Annotated in this window: 19 protein-coding genes and 1 riboswitch; of the genes, 6 read left to right on the top strand and 13 right to left on the bottom strand. The window is 69.7% G+C overall.

Annotation, left to right across the window (positions count from 1 at the left end; all coding sequences use genetic code 11):
- Positions 1–47: 47 nt before the first annotated feature.
- From AC3A5R_RS09870 to AC3A5R_RS09890, 5 genes are all read right to left on the bottom strand, one after another.
- A complete protein-coding gene (locus AC3A5R_RS09870) occupies positions 48–728 on the bottom strand; it encodes a DUF72 domain-containing protein (RefSeq protein ID WP_487620589.1) in 681 nt (226 codons plus the stop codon).
- 43 nt (positions 729–771) lie between these two features.
- The gene (locus AC3A5R_RS09875; protein ID WP_487620590.1) at positions 772–1,434 is read right to left on the bottom strand and encodes an HAD family hydrolase; all 663 of its coding nucleotides are present in this window, start codon (positions 1,432–1,434) and stop codon (positions 772–774) included.
- Between the two features lie 72 nt (positions 1,435–1,506).
- Positions 1,507–3,963 carry a zinc metalloprotease gene (locus AC3A5R_RS09880; RefSeq protein WP_487620591.1) on the bottom strand — a complete coding sequence of 819 codons (2,457 nt, stop codon included), beginning with the start codon at positions 3,961–3,963 and terminating at the stop codon, positions 1,507–1,509.
- Between the two features lie 10 nt (positions 3,964–3,973).
- On the bottom strand, positions 3,974–4,642 hold the full coding sequence (locus AC3A5R_RS09885; protein WP_487620592.1) for a peptidoglycan-binding protein: 669 nt from the start codon (positions 4,640–4,642) through the stop codon (positions 3,974–3,976).
- A gap of 119 nt (positions 4,643–4,761) precedes the next feature.
- Positions 4,762–5,109 carry a hypothetical protein gene (locus tag AC3A5R_RS09890; RefSeq protein ID WP_487620593.1) on the bottom strand — a complete coding sequence of 116 codons (348 nt, stop codon included), beginning with the start codon at positions 5,107–5,109 and terminating at the stop codon, positions 4,762–4,764.
- 592 nt (positions 5,110–5,701) lie between these two features.
- Here AC3A5R_RS09890 and AC3A5R_RS09895 point away from each other — a divergent pair.
- Complete coding sequence (locus tag AC3A5R_RS09895; protein WP_487620594.1) at positions 5,702–6,253, top strand: hypothetical protein; 552 nt, start codon at positions 5,702–5,704, stop codon at positions 6,251–6,253.
- A gap of 268 nt (positions 6,254–6,521) precedes the next feature.
- Here the strand turns inward: AC3A5R_RS09895 and AC3A5R_RS09900 are convergent, their stop codons facing one another.
- A complete protein-coding gene (locus AC3A5R_RS09900; RefSeq protein WP_487620595.1) occupies positions 6,522–7,412 on the bottom strand; it encodes a helix-turn-helix transcriptional regulator in 891 nt (296 codons plus the stop codon).
- Positions 7,413–7,760: 348 nt separating this feature from the next.
- On the opposite strand from AC3A5R_RS09900, the gene AC3A5R_RS09905 reads away from it, so the two are divergent.
- A complete protein-coding gene (locus AC3A5R_RS09905; protein ID WP_487620596.1) occupies positions 7,761–8,654 on the top strand; it encodes a hypothetical protein in 894 nt (297 codons plus the stop codon).
- A gap of 179 nt (positions 8,655–8,833) precedes the next feature.
- On the opposite strand, the gene AC3A5R_RS09910 is transcribed toward AC3A5R_RS09905, so the two are convergent.
- Positions 8,834–9,529 (bottom strand): DUF4352 domain-containing protein, encoded by a 696-nt coding sequence (locus AC3A5R_RS09910; RefSeq protein ID WP_487620597.1) that lies wholly within the window; start codon positions 9,527–9,529, stop codon positions 8,834–8,836.
- A gap of 169 nt (positions 9,530–9,698) precedes the next feature.
- On the opposite strand from AC3A5R_RS09910, the gene AC3A5R_RS09915 reads away from it, so the two are divergent.
- Both AC3A5R_RS09915 and AC3A5R_RS09920 read left to right on the top strand, forming a co-directional pair.
- Positions 9,699–11,060, top strand: a complete 1,362-nt coding sequence (locus AC3A5R_RS09915) for a sensor histidine kinase (protein ID WP_487620598.1) — start codon at positions 9,699–9,701, stop codon at positions 11,058–11,060.
- Positions 11,053–11,751, top strand: a complete 699-nt coding sequence (locus AC3A5R_RS09920) for a response regulator (RefSeq protein ID WP_487620599.1) — start codon at positions 11,053–11,055, stop codon at positions 11,749–11,751. Before AC3A5R_RS09915 ends, AC3A5R_RS09920 begins: the two co-directional genes overlap by 8 nt.
- A gap of 21 nt (positions 11,752–11,772) precedes the next feature.
- Here the strand turns inward: AC3A5R_RS09920 and AC3A5R_RS09925 are convergent, their stop codons facing one another.
- From AC3A5R_RS09925 to AC3A5R_RS09945, 5 genes are all read right to left on the bottom strand, one after another.
- Complete coding sequence (locus AC3A5R_RS09925) at positions 11,773–12,471, bottom strand: DUF6308 family protein (RefSeq protein WP_487620600.1); 699 nt, start codon at positions 12,469–12,471, stop codon at positions 11,773–11,775.
- A gap of 99 nt (positions 12,472–12,570) precedes the next feature.
- Positions 12,571–12,879, bottom strand: coding sequence for a hypothetical protein (locus tag AC3A5R_RS09930; protein WP_487620601.1), 309 nt, complete (start codon positions 12,877–12,879; stop codon positions 12,571–12,573).
- Positions 12,876–14,906, bottom strand: coding sequence for a DUF3293 domain-containing protein (locus tag AC3A5R_RS09935; RefSeq protein WP_487620602.1), 2,031 nt, complete (start codon positions 14,904–14,906; stop codon positions 12,876–12,878). The genes AC3A5R_RS09930 and AC3A5R_RS09935 overlap by 4 nt, the downstream gene beginning before the upstream one ends.
- Positions 14,903–15,394, bottom strand: coding sequence for a cyclic-phosphate processing receiver domain-containing protein (locus AC3A5R_RS09940; protein WP_487620603.1), 492 nt, complete (start codon positions 15,392–15,394; stop codon positions 14,903–14,905). The genes AC3A5R_RS09935 and AC3A5R_RS09940 overlap by 4 nt, the downstream gene beginning before the upstream one ends.
- Before the next feature lie 36 nt (positions 15,395–15,430).
- Positions 15,431–15,548, bottom strand: a riboswitch (SAM riboswitch).
- Between the two features lie 108 nt (positions 15,549–15,656).
- On the bottom strand, positions 15,657–15,815 hold the full coding sequence (locus AC3A5R_RS09945) for a hypothetical protein (RefSeq protein ID WP_487620604.1): 159 nt from the start codon (positions 15,813–15,815) through the stop codon (positions 15,657–15,659).
- 129 nt (positions 15,816–15,944) lie between these two features.
- On the opposite strand from AC3A5R_RS09945, the gene AC3A5R_RS09950 reads away from it, so the two are divergent.
- Both AC3A5R_RS09950 and AC3A5R_RS09955 read left to right on the top strand, forming a co-directional pair.
- Positions 15,945–17,177: a PIN domain-containing protein gene (locus AC3A5R_RS09950; protein WP_487620605.1), complete on the top strand. Its 1,233-nt coding sequence runs from the start codon at positions 15,945–15,947 to the stop codon at positions 17,175–17,177.
- 127 nt (positions 17,178–17,304) lie between these two features.
- Positions 17,305–17,907 (top strand): hypothetical protein, encoded by a 603-nt coding sequence (locus AC3A5R_RS09955; protein ID WP_487620606.1) that lies wholly within the window; start codon positions 17,305–17,307, stop codon positions 17,905–17,907.
- An 18-nt stretch (positions 17,908–17,925) separates the two neighbouring features.
- Here the strand turns inward: AC3A5R_RS09955 and AC3A5R_RS09960 are convergent, their stop codons facing one another.
- Positions 17,926–18,408, bottom strand: coding sequence for a hypothetical protein (locus AC3A5R_RS09960; protein WP_487620607.1), 483 nt, complete (start codon positions 18,406–18,408; stop codon positions 17,926–17,928).
- Positions 18,409–18,517 lie beyond the last annotated feature (109 nt).

An 18,517-nucleotide genomic window follows, 5' to 3' on the forward strand; every position in this document is an offset into this window, starting at 1 on the left:
GCGTCACGCGTCGCTCTTCGGCCGCGTTTCCACCAGGGCCGCCGACGTCAGCGGGAGAGCAGGGCGAGGAACCGCTCCGCGTCGCCGACACGCGGGATGTTGTTGAACATGACGTAGGGCGACGGTCGGCCGGCGACGAGGTCCCGCAGCCGCCGCAGCTCCGCGTCGGTGTGGACGTGCCGGAAGCCGGTGGTGCCGTGCAGGCGGTAGTAGGTCTGCTCCGGCGTCACCGTCTCGGTCTGCATCGGGTCGACGACGTGGACGAGGTCCAGCTCGGCGCAGAGCTCACGGAGCAACGATGTGGGCCAGTCGCCCCGGGGCTCCCACATCAGCCGCCCGGCCGGCCGGTCCACCTGCGACAGGAAGCGACGGAGCTGTGCGATGTTGTCGCGCTCCGGTCGAAAGCTCTTCGGACACTGGAGCAGCACCGCGGTGGCCCGCAGCAGGCGGGCACACTCGAGCGTGCGCTGCCAGCCGGCGAGGACGGGCGGAGTCGTCCGGAACGCCCCGACCTGACCACGGGCGCTGTCCGGCAGCGGCTGCTTCATCCGCCGGTAGGTGGGGCTGCCCGACTCGTGCGTCACGACCTGCCACGCCTTGATCGTGAACTCGAAGTCGTCCGGCACCCGGGTGCGCCAGCGCGTCAGGACGGCGTCCGTCGGTGGCTCGTAGAACGTGTGCTGCACCTCGAGGACGGGGAAGCGCTGCACGTAGGAGGACTGAGACATCGTCCATCCGCACAGTCCGACGCGGACCTCCATCGTCGCCACGTCAGCGACTGGCGCGGGCCAACGGGGTGCCGTCCAGGGCGGACCGGAAGGCGACCAGCGAGTCGAACACCTGCAGGACGCCGGCCTCCTGCAGCTCACCGACCGAGAAGCCGCCGGTGCGCACCCCCAGCGTCGGGATGCCGAGCTTGGCCGCCGCCTGGGCGTCGTAGACCGAGTCGCCGACCATGACGCCGCTGGCACCCTCGACCTTGGCCAGCGCCGCCGAGACGAGGTCCGGCTCCGGCTTGCTCTTCTCGACGTCGTCCGAGGTCGTCCAGGCATCGGCGAGGGATGTGCCGTCGACCAGGTCGAGGAATGCCTCGACGTGCTCCTTCTTGCCGGAGCTGGCGAGAACGAGCCGGAAACCCCGCTCCTTCACCTCGGCCAGCAGCTCGTGCGCTCCCTCGAACGGCTGCACCTCGCCGATGAGCTCGTCGAACTCCTCGGCCCACGCCGCACGCAGCGCGTCGCCGTGGGCCTCCTCGATCTCGCGACCACCCACCGCGGAGACGAACTGGTCCCCGCCCATCCCGATGCCGCGGTGGATGCGCCACAGCGGGCGGGTGATGTCGAAGCGGCGCAGCGCGCGGAACCATGCGAGTGCGTGCTGGTAGTTGGTGTCCACGAGGGTCCCGTCGACATCGAAGATTGCCGTGTCAGCCATGGCAGGTCCGTACCCAGCGAGGGCGTGGCGAGGGCGTGGCGACCAGACCCGCGCCGACAGCCGCCATTGGGGTCAGGGGGCGGACGCGGAGGGCGCGGGCGGAGGGCTCGTTGCCGCGGCGGTCGGGGTGGTGGACGCGTCGGCGCCCGTCGTGGGGCCGCTGGCGTCCGGTGTGGTGGTCGACGCCGGCGCGGTGGCGGTGAGCGGTGCCGGCGTCGCGGCTGGGGCCGTGGTGCTCTGACCGGCCGGGACGCCGGTGTCGGTGGGTGACGCGGTGCCCGTCGCGGTGGGAGCGCCGGGCGTCGGGGCCGGACCGGCCGGGGTCGAGCCGGTAGTCGGGCCGGCGGTCGGGCTGGTCGTCGGGGTGGCCGACGCGGTGACGAGCGTCCGGATCTGGTTCTGGTAGTCGAGCAGCCGGGCCCTGATCTGGTCGAGGGGCAGGCCCTGCAGGCTCGCGGCGAACGTGCTGATCTGGGCCCAGAGCGCGTCGAGCCGTTGCCGCGTCTGCGCGGGCAGCTCAGACGGCACCGTCAGGACCAGCTGTTGGGCGAGTGCGTACGTCAGGCACTGGACGCAGGAGTAGTTGACGGCGCCGGCGACGTTCTGCGGGATGGCGATGTTGGCGCTGCCGGTGATGAGGACGACCTGGAAGGCCACCGACACCGTGGTGCAGCGGGTGCAGCTGGCGAACGCGTAGGCCTCGTTGGCGTTGGTGACGCTGGTGCCGTCGGCCCAGACGAGGGCGAAGGCGACGTCGTAGACCGTGGAGCCGTCCGTCGTGTTGACGGCCAGGGCCTGGTTGTCGCCGGGCCCGGGCGCGGCGGGGCGGTTGAACGGGAAGACCCACGCCGGCGGTGGGGATGCGCTGGTCGTGCCCGTCCGGTCGGCCGGTCGGGGGACGAGGACGAGGGCGAGCTCGGGCTGGTCACGCGTCGGGGGGGTGGACGTTGAGGCCCACACGGAGCGCTGCGCGTCGACGAGCCGGCCGTCCTGCAGGTCCGGGGTGCCCGTGATCGCATACCCGGCCGAGGCGACGGCCTGGGTGAGGGTGCCCTTCTCGAAGGGCTGGACCGGCCGGTAGCGGTTGGCGTCCGGCCACCAGGCGTAGGCGAGGCCGGCGAAGACGGCCACCGCGGTGAGGGCGGCGACCGCGCGACGGCCCGGGTGGCCGGCCGTGCGGCGCCAGACGGTGCCCGTCGTGGTGCGCACCAGGCGAGCGAGCAGCAGCAGGGAGCCGAGGACCGGGAGCGCAACGGCCACGACGGCGAGGACCCGCACGGTCACGCCCAGGGCGTCCCCTCCGGCCCAGTCGACGGCCAGCGCGTGGGACTGACGCCCCATGCTGTCCCACGCGGTGCCCAGCACCCGGGGCAGCGCCAGGACCATCATCACGAGCGTGAAGGCCAGCAGCGGCACGATCGCGAGCACCCAGATGGTGACGATGATCCGCGGGCCCCGCTTGAGGGCGGTCACCCGCGGGTCGGCCGAGCGGCCGGGCCACAAGGCCGCCAGGATCGCGCCCATGCGCGCCTGGAGGTCGGGCACGCCTGTCAGGTCCGCGAGGACGTGGTAGCCGTCGAAGCGCACCATCGGGGCAAGCTGACGGACCATCTGGAGCAGCTGCGCCGCCAGGATGAGGAGGATCGCGTCCCAGCCGGTGACGGCCCAGACTGCGAACATGGCGACGCTGACGATGGCGTTGAAGTACAGGCCGCCGAAGTCGACCCGCAGCCGTCCCGCGCGGTCGAGGCGGTAGCTGTCGGTGACGTCGGTGTAGAAGGCCGGCCACACCAGGTAGAGGCCGGTGCCCATCGCCCCGGGCGTGGCGCCGCCGTACCGGCAGGCGGACGCGTGCCCGAACTCGTGGAAGCCCGCGGACAGGACAGTGATGGCGAAGACCACGACGAGCAGCAGCGGCTGGTCGAAGGCCTGGTGGGTGGCCGAGGCCAGACCCTTGGTGAACAGCACCCACGCCGAGATCGCGACGAACGCCAGGACCACCGGCACGACGACCACCGGCGCGAACAGCACGGCGAAGGGTGCCGTGAGCCGCCGCGTGACGCGTGGGTCGGACACGACCCAGCGAAGACGAAGCGCCAGCAGCGGGTTCGACCGCTGGACGTCCGGCTGCGACCCGTCGGCGCCCAGGACGAGGCCGAGCGGACGCAGCTGGGACTCCACCAGGGTCTGCGCGTCCTCGGCTGCGAGGCGGCGGCCGTACTCGACGCTCACGGCATCGGCGACCTGCTCGAACGTGCGCTCGCCGTCGATGGCCTTGAGCACCAGGTAGAGCAGCGGCGTCAGCTGGACCGTCTGACCTCCGGGGCGGCGCACGAGCGAGGGCGGCGTGCGGTACCCCGATCCCGTCATCTCCCCGAGCAGCTCGACGCCGTCGGCGCGCTGCGGACGCTCGCCGGACGCGTCCTCCCGGGAGAGCGTGTCGCCGGCCGTTCGGGACGGCGCGGCGCCGGGGCCGGACGCCACGGCGTCCGGCCTCGGCACCCCACGCGGTGACGAGGTGAGGCTCACGAAGAACCCGCTACTGGTTGATCGTCGAGGTCTGGTCGGCGGTGGCCTGCGCCGTGCCGTCCAGGTGCTGGGTGATGCTGCCGCTCTGGTCAGCCATGGAGACGGCCTGCGAGCCCACCGACCCGACGTTGGCCGACACGGACGCGTCGATGGGCGCGGCCACGTTCGCGTTTGCGGCCACCGCGCCATCGACCGGAGCGGCGAGCTTGGCGTCTGCGGCAGCGTTGACGTCGATGTTGAGCAGGTTGCCGCTGAGCGCCGAGGACGGTGTCGTGCCGGTCGCGCTGCCCGCGTCGGTGCCCGTGGTCGTGCCGGGGTCGGGGGTCGTGGCCGGCGCCGGCGCGGTCGGGTCGGGCGTGGTCTGCTGGATGTCGCTGTGTTGCGGTGCGTGCGCGATCGCCGACCCGGTGAGGCCCTGGTCGATGTTCACCGCCTGGTGCGCCACTGCCGCGTCCGTGGAACCGACGGACAGGATGTTGGCCCCGACGGCGCCGGCGATCGGCGCCGCGACGTTGGCGTTGGCGCCCACGGCCAGGTCGATCGGCGCGGCGACGTCCAGCGCGAGGTTGAGGTCGGCGTTGAGGTCGAGCAAGGACATGACCTCCTTGTCCGGGAGGGCTGCACCGGCCTCGGCAGCGAGCTCTTCCGGGGAAACAGGGGGCAGATCTGAATCGGTCATCAGGTACTCCGTTCCGGCGCCCTCCGGCGCCTCTCCTGCGCAGGTCACTGCCCGACTTACCCCAAAAAGAACGGAAAGCACCAAGCCCACGAGAAGTGCCCAGACGGGGGCTTCAAGAGCTACGTGGCGGGGTTGGACGCGCCGGGTGCTGCTGGTCGAGTCGGGTCGACGACATCGGTGACGGCCGCGAGCCTCTCCACGACCTCGCCGGCAACGTCCTGACGCCTCGCTTCGGCGGCTTCCTTCTGCTGGTGCACCTCGACCCGCGCGGCCTGCCACGCCGACCAGTGCCCCGACACGAGGGCCCACAACGACAGCGCCGACACGTACACGACGGAGTTGAGCCAGCCCATCATCAGCGAGATCGGGATCATGGCGATCCAGAACACGGCCAACCATCCGTTGACCCGCCGCATGAATACCGGGTCTCCTTGCACCATCGCCCAGAGCGACTTCACCGGACCCACTTGCGCCTCCTTGAACAACGACATTGTCGGACGCGCGCTGCTGGACGTCGGCGGGAGTATGGCAGACGATCCGTGAAAACGGCTGTAGATCAGCACAACTCGGCGCTGCCCCCCTCGACTGTCCCCGCCCTTGGCACCAACGGAGAAGGGGCCCGTCTTGGACGGGCCCCTTCTCTGCGGCTGGGCTCAGAAGGCGCTGGTGCCGTTCGGGGTGTCGAGGCCGGTCGGGCCGTCCCAGCCGGCGCCCGACGTGCACCACACCGCGGGGGTGCAACGTGCCGTTGGTGCCGGTGGTGACGTCGTTGAGACCCGAGGTGTGCGGAGCTTGGTCGGCGTGGTCGAGAAGGCGATCGCGAGCGATGGCCCCATCCGCGAGCACCACCTCCGCCGCGGCGACGATGACGACCTGCTCGACCACCGGACGGTCGTCTGCTGGCCCGTCACGTCACCCGGCGCCCGACGCAGAGGCGTCCCTGGTCGCTCGCCACCCGTCCTTCGGGGTCCATCCCGGGGCCCTCGAGGGCACGGGCCGGCGGGTGGAGACTGGTCGGGTCGACGGGACCGAGGAAGACGGAGCAAGAAGGTGGCGGCCATGCCGGACAGCGAGACGTACGTGACCCCCAAGGTGGCCCAGCCCTACTGGGTGAAGCACGCGTACGAGGTGCTCGTCGAGACCGCGGGTCGGTACAACGCCGTCATCACCTACTCCGAGCTGGCCGAGGAGGTCCAGCGTCGCTCGTCGCTCCACACGCACTCCGGCATGCGGAACTGGATCGGCGGACTCGTCACCGACGTGGCGAAGGTCAACCACGTCCGATCCGAACCACCCCTCACCTCGCTCGTGGTGCACAAGCACGACGGCCACGTCGGCGCCGGGTACGACGAGGTCCTGCGGCTCGCCGGTGAGTCGCTGAGCGCCGACCCGCTCGACCGGGAGAACCACGCGGCCGCCGCCCGCCTCGAGTGCTACCGGCACTGGGGCGCCGACGTCCCCGCCGACGCGACGCCGACCCTGAGCACGCGGGCGCGTGAGACGCGGGAGCGAACGCCGCGAACCGCCGCGGCGCCCGAGCGTCGCGGGGCGATCTGCCCGACCTGCTTCATGGAGATGCCGCTGTCCGGTGGCTGCGTGAACTGCAGTTGAAGCGGCCGCGCCCGGCGACGGGCCGTAGCGCGGCTGGCGCTGCATCGACGTCCGGGCAACGGGGACCTGGGTGCGCGGAGCCCCTGCCGTGCACACCCAGATCCCCCCGCTCGGCCCGCGTCGGCAGTCGATGTCCCGGCTGCCGGCGTCCGGTGTTCGCCCCCGCTGCGGCCGTCGCCGTCCCCTCCCACGGCCGACGACGGCGCCTCACCCAAGGATGAGCGGCGGGACCGACCGGCACTAGGTGTCGGAACCGACACCCCGGCGCTTACCGATGAGGCCCGGCGCTGCGCCGCGCACCGCTGGCTGCCCACCACGCGGTCGCCGCCGCGCGCCCGTGGAGGCCGGTCTTGGCGTAGACCGACGACAGGTGCTTGCGGACGGTGCGCTCGCTCAGGCCGAGGCGGTGACCGATGGCGTGACTCGTCAGGCCCTGGGCCGCGAGCGCGAGCACCTGCCGCTCGCGCGCGGTCAGCGTCGGGAGCTGGGCGGCAGCGGTGGCGGCCCCTTCGGCCGAGCCGGCATCGCTACTGTCTTCGGGGCCCCCAGCGTCGCCTTCGACGGCGGCCAGCCGCGCGAGCGCCGCTTTGAGCCGGACGTTGAGCGTGAGGGCGGGCGCGACGATGCTCTGGATCACCGCGAGCGCGTCGAGGTCGTCGTCGGTGAAGTCGCGGCGGTCACGGTGCAGCCCGAGGAACACGAGGTCGGTGTCACCGAGGTGCAGCGCGATGGCGGCCGGGAAGCGGCCGCCGCCGGGCAACCAGCCATGCATCGCGTCGAACTCGGGTGTGTCCCAGAACTGCTCGATGCGCACTTGGTCGCTCGTGCGGATCGGTCCGGTGACACCGATGCGGCGCATCGCATCAAAGGAGGGGTGGCTGCCGGCGTACTGCGCCGCGCGTTCCGCCTGATCCAGCGGGACCACGCACCCCTCCGAGGTGAAGACGGCCGGGGCGTCACCCACCTGCACGTGCGGCCCGAACGACGTGAGCCCGGCTCCGCCGTCAGCGCCGAGGACGACCTCGATGCGCCGGACGAGTTCCTCGGCGAACGGCTCGTCAGCGGCCGCCTGCCGCGCGATGTCGACCGCGAGTCGCAGGACGTCCGCCTCACGCGGGTGCCCGGCGCCGACCAGGGTCGCGGCCTGTCGCGTGCTCATCGCGCTCCGATCGGCTGCGGGTCCTCGAGGTGTCCGGCCCGTCGATCGTAGGAGCGGCCTGCAGCCCTTTGCGGGGTTTTGTCGAGGTTGCCCGGCGTGCGGGCGGCCGACGCATTTGCTCACCGGGCGCCCACCAGCGATGTCTGAGACGCCTTCCGCGAGCTGCCGCGGTTACGTCCGACGAGCAAACAGTGGAACTTTTCGACATTCCGGCCAGATCACATCTGCAACTTCAGTAACGTCCGGCGGGGCGTCGGCTTGTGGGTCGGATGCCCAATGCCGCGGCGCGACAGGGCGATCCGCGGCTTCTTACGAGTCGGGATTCCCGACGCGCACGATTGGACAAGAATGAAGAAGCATCTGGCGCGAGGTCTCGTCGCGCTGTTCGCCGCCGGCTTCGGACTGCTCGCGATCACGCCGAGCTCAGCGCAGGCCGTCACGTGGGTTCGCACCGCGAAGACCACGCAGTCGGCGTACTCCTGGAACGGGTACAAGGCCAACCTCGCGCCTTCCGCAGCCCCAGGGGTCTCGGGGTACTCCGTGATCGACAGGCGCATCACCGTCAAGAGCGCCACCGGCCGAACCTTGGCTACGAACGTCAAGTCGCGTTGGACCGCCTCCGGCACGTACACGGTGTACTCGACGTTCAAGTACCGAAAGGCGTGGCCGTACACGGCCACGAAGTCGGCCACCTACAGCGTCGACTTCAGCAACCTCGACTCCTGCACCATCACGAACGCCTCGTCCAGCGACTACGGCGTGTGGACCGTGAATGCCAATTGCAGCGTCAGCCTGTCCGACTACAACGGCAACACCCTCACGAAGGCCCTGGCCGTTCAGGGCACCTACATCGGGATGGAGGAGCCGGTCGTCGGCACTCAGACCACCGATATCTATGACTACGACGCCAGCCTCCCCGGCACGTTCACGAAGTCGATCCGCTACACGGCCTACAAGTACACGTACACCACCCGCTACCGAGTGCGTACTGCCAAGGTCGTCAAGGTCACGAACTACTCCACGGTGACGTGGAACGAGTACTCGACGATCAAGGCCCCGTGGGCCGGCGGCGACTCGCTCACCCGCGTCCGAGCAGTCTTCGGCTCGAGCGGCACCCGGATCAGCTTCATGGAGTCGAACGGCAGCACCTACGCTGGCTACCGGTGGAGGAACACGAGTGGGGGCTACGTCTACATCACCTTCGAGAACGGGCTGGCCTACAGCAAGACCTGGATCTCCTAAGGGCAGTTGACGGCCGGGCCCCACCTCGAACTCTCGAGGTGGGGCCCGTCTCATCTCGGCCCACGGATCGGACAGCTGCCGGGGTGGGGAACGCCCGTCGCCCGCCCGGGCGGCTTGCCGGGTGGGTGCCGCACCCCTCACTGCGCGGCACCCACCCGTGACGATCGGGCTCGGGAGCGTCAGCCGAGCCGGACCGTGACCCCGCCCGAGAACGGGGAGTCGTGCAGCTCGATCGACGCGGGCTTGGCGTCCTTCGGCATGTCGAAGACGAGCGTGCCCTTGACGGTGTTGCCCGGGTTGATCTCGTTGAGGAAGACCTTGTTGTCCTCGAGGTAGATGCCGGCGGTGGTGTCGGTCGAGAACTCGCGGCCCTTGGCGTCCTTGACCTTCTGCGACGAGTCGGCGAGCAGCTGCGCCTTGTCGCCGATGTTGGTCACGGTGACCTTGATGAGCACGTACTGCCCCTGCGCCTTCTGGTTCGCGTACTGGCCGCCGACGCTCTTGACGCCCTTCTGCAGCTTGGTGACGGTGAACTCGAACTGGCCGTCGCGGACCTTCTGGCCCACCTTGGCGTCAGCCGACGCCTCCCCCGAGTCGCCGGCGGACGCGTCGGTCGACGCCTGGTCGGACGCTGCCGTGTCCGACGCCGCACCCTCGGACGCGCTGGGGCCGGTGGTCGCGGTCGGCGTCGTGTCGCCGCCCTTGCCGAACGCCTGGCTGAGGATGCCGACGAGGACGAGGACCAGCAGGCCGGTGAGGATCTTGTGCCGGACGAACCAGCTCTTGCGCGGCGGCTCGGGGGCCGGCGGCGCCGGGATGGTGGGCGGCTGCCACGAGGACTGGGGCTGGCCGGGCTGGGTCTGGTCGGTGTTCATGGGCGCTCCTTGCTGGGTGGTGAGGTTGCTGACCAGACCTTCGCGCCGACGCTGCACCGGCCACCTCGGCCGACGAGACCGGACCACCTGACCGAAAGGATGAGATCGCGGCGGGCGACATGGCCGGACGGATGAGGTGGGCGTCGGCGCGGTGGCCTACCTTCTCCCTGTGTCCACAGGTCTGCCGCTGCGGCGGGACTCCGCGCCAGACGGGCAGCCGCGCGCTGTCCGGCTCCGCCGGCTGCGGACCTTCGGTCTCGGCTTCCTCGTGGTGGCGGACGCCGCTTACACGACGACGGCGCTCGACATGCGGCTGGCACTCGCCGAGGGAACCTCGACCGTGGCCGGTCGGTCCATGCACGCGATCCCCGCGATGCTCGGCTTCGCGATGTTCGCCCTCTCCATCGGCGTCGCCTGGCGTCGGCGGTTCCCGGTCGCCCTGACGATCGTCGGGCTCGGCGTCGCTCTCGTTGGACAGCTCGGCCCGACGGTCGCGCTCATCGGCCTGGTGTCGGTTCTCCTGTGGCGGCCCCGGGTGGACGCGTGGCGCCTCGGCCCGTTGGTGCTCCTCGCCACGGGCGTCGCCGTGTGGCGCGACCTCGAGACGCTGCCGCGCACCAACTCGTTCTGGGGCTCGATGCTGAGCCTCGGTGTCGAGCCGGTGCCGTGGTTCGTGCCGGTGGTGCTGACGCTGGCTCTCTTCGGGTCCTTCGTCGGCATAGGGCTCTGGCTGCGTACGCGGGCCGACCTTCGGACGGCCGAGGTGGTCGTCGCCGAGGAGCGCGACGCGGTCACCTCGCTGACCGACCAGGTGTCGCGGCAGGCCGAGCGCGAGCGGCTGGCCCGCGAGATCCACGACGGACTGGGCCACAACCTCTCGATCCTGTCGGTCCACGCGGGCGCGCTGCAGGCCATGGCCGACGCCACCGCGCCGCAGGCGGACACCGACACCGCGGCGTCCCAGATGCGTGAGTCCGCGCGGGTCGTGCGCGAGACGGCGGCACGATCGGTCAGCGAGCTGCACAGCCTGCTCGACCTCCTCCGCAACCCTGGAGATGCGGACGTGGCCGCTCCGACGCGGACGCTACGAGACGTCCGGGCTCTCGTCGACGACTCGGTGACCGCCGGGATGCCGCTCATCGCAACCGTGTTCGTCGACGACGGCGAGGCGCTCGACCCGCACATCGCGCAGGCCGCGTACCGCATCGTGCAGGAGCTGCTGACGAACGCGCGCAAGCACGCCGCCACCGTTCCGGTGCGCCTGAGCGTGACGGGCGGCCCCGCTGAGGGACACCTCGTCATCGCCACCGCAAACCACCTTCCGCCTCCGACCGGGCACCCGAGGACGGACGCGGGTGCTGACGGTCCGCACGCCACCCGACGCGGCGTCGGGCTGAGCGGCGTCCGCGAGCGCGTCGAGCACTACCGCGGGGACATGACAGCCGGCGTCGACGAAGACGGCGTCTTCCGGGTGTCCATCCGCCTGCCGTGGCACCAACCCGACCGAGACAGGGACACGATCCATGACTGACGCTGAGACCCGACGCCCGATCCGCGTCATGCTCGTCGACGACGACCCGGTGGTGCGGACCGGGCTGCGCTTCATGCTCGGTGTGGCCGCCGACCTCGAGGTGGTGGCCGAGGTCAGCGACGGAGACGAGGTCGTCGGCGCCATCCAGGCGCATCGGCCGGACGTCGTCGTGCTCGACGTGCGGATGGCACGGGTGGGCGGCATCGAGGCGATCGCCGCGATCAAGGCGCGTCCCGAGGCGCCGAAGGTGCTGATGTTCACGGTCTTCGACACCGACGACGTGGCGCGTCGGGCGGTGGCCGCGGGCGCCGACGGGTTCCTGCTCAAGACAGCGTCGCCCGGAGAGATCTGCGGCGGCATCCGCAACGTCGCCGGCGGCCTCGGGGCGGTGTCGCCGAAGACCGCGGCTCAGCTGTTCACCCACGTTCGCGAGGACCCGCTCGCAGCGCAGCGCGCGGAGGCCGCCCGACTCGTCGCCACGCTGACGCCTCGGGAGCGCGAGGTGGTCGCGGGCCTGGCCCGTGGACTGTCGAACGCTGAGCTGGCGCGCGAGCTCTACGTCAGTGAGACGACGGTCAAGACGCACGTCGCGAGCGCCTGCACCAAGCTTGGCGTCGACAACCGCGTGCAAGCCGCCGTCGTCGCCGACCGCGCCGGCGTGACTTGGACGCGGCCGGTTCGGCCCAGCTGATCCGACGCGTGGCGGCGCCGTTCAGGCGGCAGGCTCCCCCATGATTTCGCTCGTCCACAGTGCCGCGTCGAGGATCCTGAGCGGCTCCCGGTCGAGAACGACCTCGCCGTCCGCGTCGCTGAGCGCCGCGGACTTGGCGGCATCGATGGCCCTGCGGACGTCCGGGTCGCCCACGAGGTGGCTGAAGACTTGCCAGTCGACTTGGTAGTTGCCCTTTGGCAGGAGCCCGAGCAACTGACAAACGACGTTGTCGCGAACCGGGAAGAGGTCGGGTCGCTTTCGGGCGCACAGCTTGCTGGCCGTGACCCATGGGTTGGAGTTCTCGACCCCTGCCTTGGCCAGGGCGCCCTTGACGTGTCGGTAGAAGACCTCCATGTCGCGGAGTCCGTTGTCGTCGACGTCTTGGAGCGGGGTCGTCGGCAGGTTGCGCAGAGCAGCGTGCACTGCCTCGCGCGTCGCGCCGTCCTGAGTCAACAGGCGGGCGGCGCCAGCGGGGATGGGGACGCTGAGGAGCGTCGTGGCGAAGAGGTCGTCCGCCCCGATCCCCTCCGGGTCGTTCGTGCCGATCGACGCGAAGCTGGCGCCTGCGTAGTCACCGGTCACGGTGTAGTACCGCCGCAGACGCCATCCCGACCGCTCGGGCTCGAGTGCTGAGAGCGCCCGCTCCTTGGCGCGAGCCAGGACCTCATCCGTGGGCCGAACCCAGTCGTCGTTCGTCATCCTTGTCCCTCCCCTGTGATGGTGGCCCGACGATAGGCGCACCCGCCGACAAGGGGCCTCATCGCCGCACGCAGAGTTGCGCGCGCCGATGAGACCAGATCACACGCAGCCGTCGAAGCCTCGGTAGCCCGTCTCCCCGTCCGGTTGCTTCGTGATCCACTCGTGCCACAGGACTACTCGCTCAGCCTCGAGGGCGTCGTCGAACGGACCCTCTCGATGCAGGCAGTCGTCGCAGAGCGTGTGGTAGCGGTTGTCGCTGCCGATGCAGACAACGACCAGGTGGCAGCGCCAGGGCGCTGTCCCTTCTGGATGCCCGGGTCCCTCAGGCTGATCGCTCATGCGTGCGGCGAGCTCCACGAGGGCGTCGTCCGGCAACTTGTCCCGGTACCCGTCCGGAAGGCCGCTCATCGTGCTTCCTCCTCGACGGCGGAGAGCCACTGCAGCCGGTACAGGTCGCCGGTGAACCCCGTCTCGGAAGCTCGCTCGAGCGCTGCCGCGAGCGCGCGGCCGGGCGTGCTCCCCGGGTGACGGACTGCCTCGCGCGCCGTCGCGTAGTCAGGATTGCTGGCCAATCGGCGCCGCAGAGCCGCGGGCGTGTTGTCGTCAAGCCCCAGGTCGAGCGAGATCGACACGTCGTACCAGACCAGCCACTGCTCGTCGTCCGGCCACGGCTCGAGCACGAGCGCCGCGACGGTCTCGAGGTCGGACTCCTCGATCCATCGCGCCAGCACGCAAGCGCGGCCTTTCGCGGACGCCGGCCACGAGATGAACTCGCGACGCTCGCCCAGGTCACCCCACTGCCTGATGACCGCGAGCTTGGGCGCCACCACCCCGATCGATCCGCCTCCGTCCCAGCTGATCGGCGCGCCGCCGGACTCGCTGAACCACCGGTACTCGACGACGGTCTCTCCGACGAGCCCGCCGTTCTCGATCTCGTCGTCGCCGACCGTGAGCCACCGCCAGCCTTGAGCGGTGCGCACCGCGACGACGGGCTGGCCATCGACCGTGCAGTGCACGAGGCGTGACGGCAAGCCCTCGACGAGACGAGCGATCTCGTCCAGGTCGAGCCCGGCCGCCTCAACTGCCTCTTCGTCGGCGCCTCGGTCTTCGGCATCCGGGTCGACGCCAACTCGCGGGACGCGGAGGTGTTGCAGGAGGTTCACGTCGATGTCTCGCGCCGCGTTGAGCTCACAGACGATGTCGGGACTGACGGTCGAGAGGTCGCGCACTCCAGCCAACGCGGCCTCGACTGTGGGGAACGCCCCGACAACGGCGCTCATCCACTCGCGTGGTCCGGTCGCAGACGGCGTAAGCAAGTCGGAGCGCTCGACCCGCACGCCACCAACGGCGTCCGGCAGCACGAACCACCGCTCGCGCCGGCCGTCCGGGAAGGACCGCTTGACGGAGATCCGCGTCGAAGCGGGCACCTGCGGCCACGAGCCCACCGCGATGCCAGTCAGAGTGTCGGCCCACCATGCCACCTCGTCAGGGTCGCCGACGGAGCGAGGCAGGTTCGTCGCGTTCCCGATGGCTGCAGCCGCGCCCACGACATCTGCCGCCGGCCACCCCTGCTCCGACCAGCGCCGCGCCTCTTCGATGTCACCGCCGAGATCCACCCACTGGTTCACCTGACGCGGCCGCCAACTTCCGGGCCATCCTGCCTCGACGTGCTCACGATGCTGGGCTGCGTTGCGCTTGCGGGCCTCCGCCTGACGGGCGCGACGCTCCTCGCGCCTCTCCTCGGATGCGCGTGCTTCCGCGGCCGCGGCTCGGTCCGCCTCGTGCTGCTGCTCCTTCCGCTGTGAGTAGCGCACTCGATCAGCCTCGACGCGCGGTGCCCAGTAGTCCGCCGCGAAGGCGAGGAAGACGTCGTTGAGCAGCGCGGCCCGCTCGTCGTCGGCCACCTCGAGGGCCCGGTCCAGGGCCGTGTTGGCGGCGGCGATCGGGACGTAGGGCGACGCAAGACCGAGCTCTCTCCATGCCCGGTCGGCGCCGGCGTCTCGCGCGTCGGGCGTGACCTGGCGCCAGCCGAGCGGGGCGGTCGAGTGATCCGTGCACGAGACGACCGTCAACGCGTCAGCCGTCCACTCGAAGATGGCGTCCTGCTTGAATCGCCACCCGAGGTCGACCGCTTCCTGCCGCGTGAGCCCGACGATGGCGACGCTCGGTTCGACGTGCAGCCACGCAGGGTCGGCTCCGGCAGCGGGGTGGTGCGACGCGTTCCTGGCATCCAGCTGTTCGACCAGGGCGCGCTGCGCGCGACGGTTGTCCGTCTCATTGGCCTGCCGGCTGTGGGGGTTGTATGCCGTGACGATGTGGACCGGTTGCGAGGGGGCATCGCCAACCGCGACCCCGGACTCCGCGCTCTCGATGACGAGGAGTCCGGCTGGAAGGTGCAGACGCAGCTGCACCGTGAGGTAGGCATCGCGAATCATGCGTGGACGCCCTCCGTGATCCCGGCGGGGGCCGCCTTCTCCCAGCCGCTCGGGTTGCGGCGATCCAAAATGCCACTCGGTTCGGGTCGCCACTCATCGTGGAGCGTTGCGTCGAATCGCGTCCAGATGCCCTGCCCGTAGCATCGTCGTGCGGGGTATCCAGCGCGCCGCAGACACTGGGTGATGTGGAGCGCTTCAGGAACCCGAGCAGAGTGAACCTCGATCACGTTGATGGACAGGGGATCACCGCACTCTGCTCGAGCTACGAGATGGTCGGCCGCCGCGGCGGACGTCGTCCCGTCCAGGAGGTCGTAGTCGAGCCAGAGCTCGTCGACCAGTCGGCCACGGACGCGACGAAGGAGTTCCACTGCGTCGTGCCCGCGGCGGACCTGTAGGTGGGGTCGCCGGTCACGGAAGGCGCGCGTGTCGTCGACCAGAACGGTCAGCGGAGTTGCCACGCTCGGCTCGGCAAACAGGGATGGGTGCATCGACAGCCCTTTCGGTCCAAGGAGCCCCTGAACCGAGGCCCGCTCTAGCCAGACCGACGGATGCCGGCACGGCCGGGTCTTCCTTGGACGGCACCGGGGCGGACCGGTTGCCGGGCGACCCCTCCAAGGTGGGTAACGGTCGCGCCTCTTGACCCAGAAGAATGATGGCAGATGCCTCGGACGTCAGGGCGAAATCTGCGCCACTTGGGTGGGCTTGTCGGAGACGTTTGCGACCCCTCCGTCCGAGCAACATCTAGCTGAGTCAGACGGTGGCGTCGACGGGGTCGCGCATGGTGACGCTCGACAGCTCGCGCGCCGGAAGGGCATCTACGTCTCCGTCGAGGACGCCGTCGGCGGCCAACTCAAGCGCACCGACAAGGACCGCCACGACGTCGCTCTCGCCGCGCTCCACGACTGCCACCCACCGTCCTCGGTCGCCGTGTGACGCAACAGGCCCCGTCTCCCTTCGGAGGAGGCGGGGCCTTCTGCGTTGCGGCGCCGCGCTCCGAGCGATGACGTTGCGGAGAGCAGAACTTTCACACGTCCTGTCATGCAGAGTTCCGGATGCGGCCCAGCGCCGACTCCACGTTTGCGGCTTGGCGCCCGCGCGCTACGAATCAACCTGACGAGTCCTCCGTTACCCTCACGTTTCGTGACGGGAAAAGCCACAGGTCCTACGGTCGTAGTCCTCGACGCAACTCAAATCCATCGCGACTGGTTTCTCGCTAGCCTTGAGTTTCAACTCCTGCGATACCTGGCTCGAACCCAAGGGCTTCGAATCGCTGTGCCTCCTTCAGTAGTCCAGGAGGTGGTCGCGAACCACGGAAGGGAGGCCCTGGCGGCTCAAGCTGCATTTCGTCGCGCGGCCGCCACCCTCGGGCGGATAACCGGGACTCAGCCCTCATCGCCACCGGACACGGGTTTGACGGACACGTACGGCCGATACCTGCAGGACCGCCTTGAGAACTGCGACGTCGAAGTCCTTTCGTGGCCTACCGGTGACCACGAGTCGGTCGCTCGCCGCGCGTCGAATCGCGTCGCGCCGTTCGATACAAGCGGAAGCGGATACCGAGACACCCTGACTTGGTTGAACTGTTGCGAGCTCGCGCGTGCCGGCCACGATGTCTTTCTGGTCACCCAGGATCACGATTTTGCCGCTGCCGACGGCACTTTGCACCCCGCGCTAAAGGCGGAGTTAGTCGGACTGGCGGGTGAGGTCCGGCTGGTCAATCGCCTCGGACCTTGGCTGATGGAGCGGGTGCCTTGGGAAGAGACCCAGACTCTTCGGGATGCCGCGGGTAGGGCTCGTGATGAGGAAATCGCGTCTACCTTCGCACCGTGGGACATGTTCGAAGACGCCGACTTCAGCGCTGAGGAACTCGGCCTGCCCCGCTCTGCCGAAATCCGATCAATCGAGTATTTCGGAAGTGGCGGCATGTGGCTTGAGAAGAAGTCGGTGGAACAAAGCGGACCCGCTAGCTTCCGGGTGACGTACGAGTTCCCGATCGAGTTCGAGGTTCATGCTGCACTGGATCCGCGCGACGCCTTTGCGGCTGGCTACATCGGCAGTGAAGAGGAGCGGGCGGCAGCGGACGACTTGCGGTTGATCATCGAAATGGTCGGCGAAATGGTGGTAGTTCACGACGAACGGACGTCAGACTCAATCTACTCTTGGTACTTTGAATCTTTCGAGTTCCTCCCAGTGAAATCGCATTTTGGGTCATCGTGGTCGAGTGAATGGGGCAAGCCGATGCCAGGGCAGGGGGACCTGTTCAGCCTCTGAAGGGGTTTGCGACCCGTCACCGCGCCGCGCGTCTCCCGCTGTTGGTCTTGGATTTCATGGTTGCCCTCGTGAGGTGGGGCCTTCGTCGTTCCGGGCCAGCGTCGGCGCCCACGCATACCCTTGCCGCATGTCCGAAGCCATGCGAGCAGATATCACCCTCTGGGTTGGGGTCTTGATCTCCGTGATGGGAGCCGTGGTCGCCACCCCGGCCGGAACCGCGTTCGCCGCATCGTCCGTCGCCAAGGCGTTGCGTCGACCGTTTGGCCAAGACGCAGTCTTCGTCACCACGACGGGTACCTCTGCCGCCCTTGCGGGCTCGGCGTCGATAACGGCAACGGGCACGGTCGGGCGCGCCCCGACCCTCACACTTGAGGAGCGCCTAGACCTTCTCGTCGTCCAGCTCGACGACGTCCGGGACCGTGTCGACGCCACCTCCGCGCGTCTCGAGTCGGAGCTCTCGCGGCTCACGTCGGAGCTGGCGGACGCGGCCGATGCTCTGACCGAGGACGTCGAGGCCCTCCGCCGCCGGATGATCGCCGCGGACGAGGAGGCCGCGCGGATCGACGGCCGAGCCCTTCCCGTAATTGTCGCCGGCATCGTCGTCAGCGCCGCCGCTAACGCCCTCTCGCAGGTACCCGTTGGGCTCTGGGCGGTCCTGACCCTTGGGGCCGTCTCCGGGTCCCTCGTTCTGGCCGTGGTCGGCGTGCGGCGCGGTGACGCTCGCCGCTGAGCGCGGAACTGGCTGAGGTTACGACGCGAGCGTACCTGCGACGGTGCCCGCAGCTTGGAGGAGCAACCCGAGCACGAGTAGAGAAACGCCGAGCAGCGCTCTACGGCTGCCAGAGAGCGCCTCTCGCATGGCGACCTTGACCTTCTCCAACTCTTCGGTGGACATCTGGTGCAGGTCATTGGCGTGCCTGGCCGCATCGTCTCTCGCCCGGTCGGCCGCGGCCCTTGCTCGCTCTTCTATGAAGTCGGGCAACTGGTCGATCGAATTCTCAACAGCCGCAAGGCGTTCCTCTGGCGTCAGCTGACTGCCCCCTGCAAGCGAGGCCGTGACCTTCGACGTGATCGCTGCACTGTCGCTGACGTAGATGTTCCGGTGACGCTGCGACTCCTCGAAACTGGTGAGGCTCCTGCTCCTAGAGCGGATCTCATGCACGGCGACCGCGATGCCGCAGAACTCGAACAGGAAGCCCAGCACCTGGAGCCAGATCGCCACCGTACGCATGCGCTCATCTTCGCAACTGAGACGTGCCGAGAGGGGCCTGAGGCGCGAGGCTGTGTACCGTTGCTAGCACTACCCGGCACACCGCTGTTGAGTGCGATGAGCAGATCGA

The organism is Intrasporangium sp. Soil_C_50 (assembly GCF_057656595.1).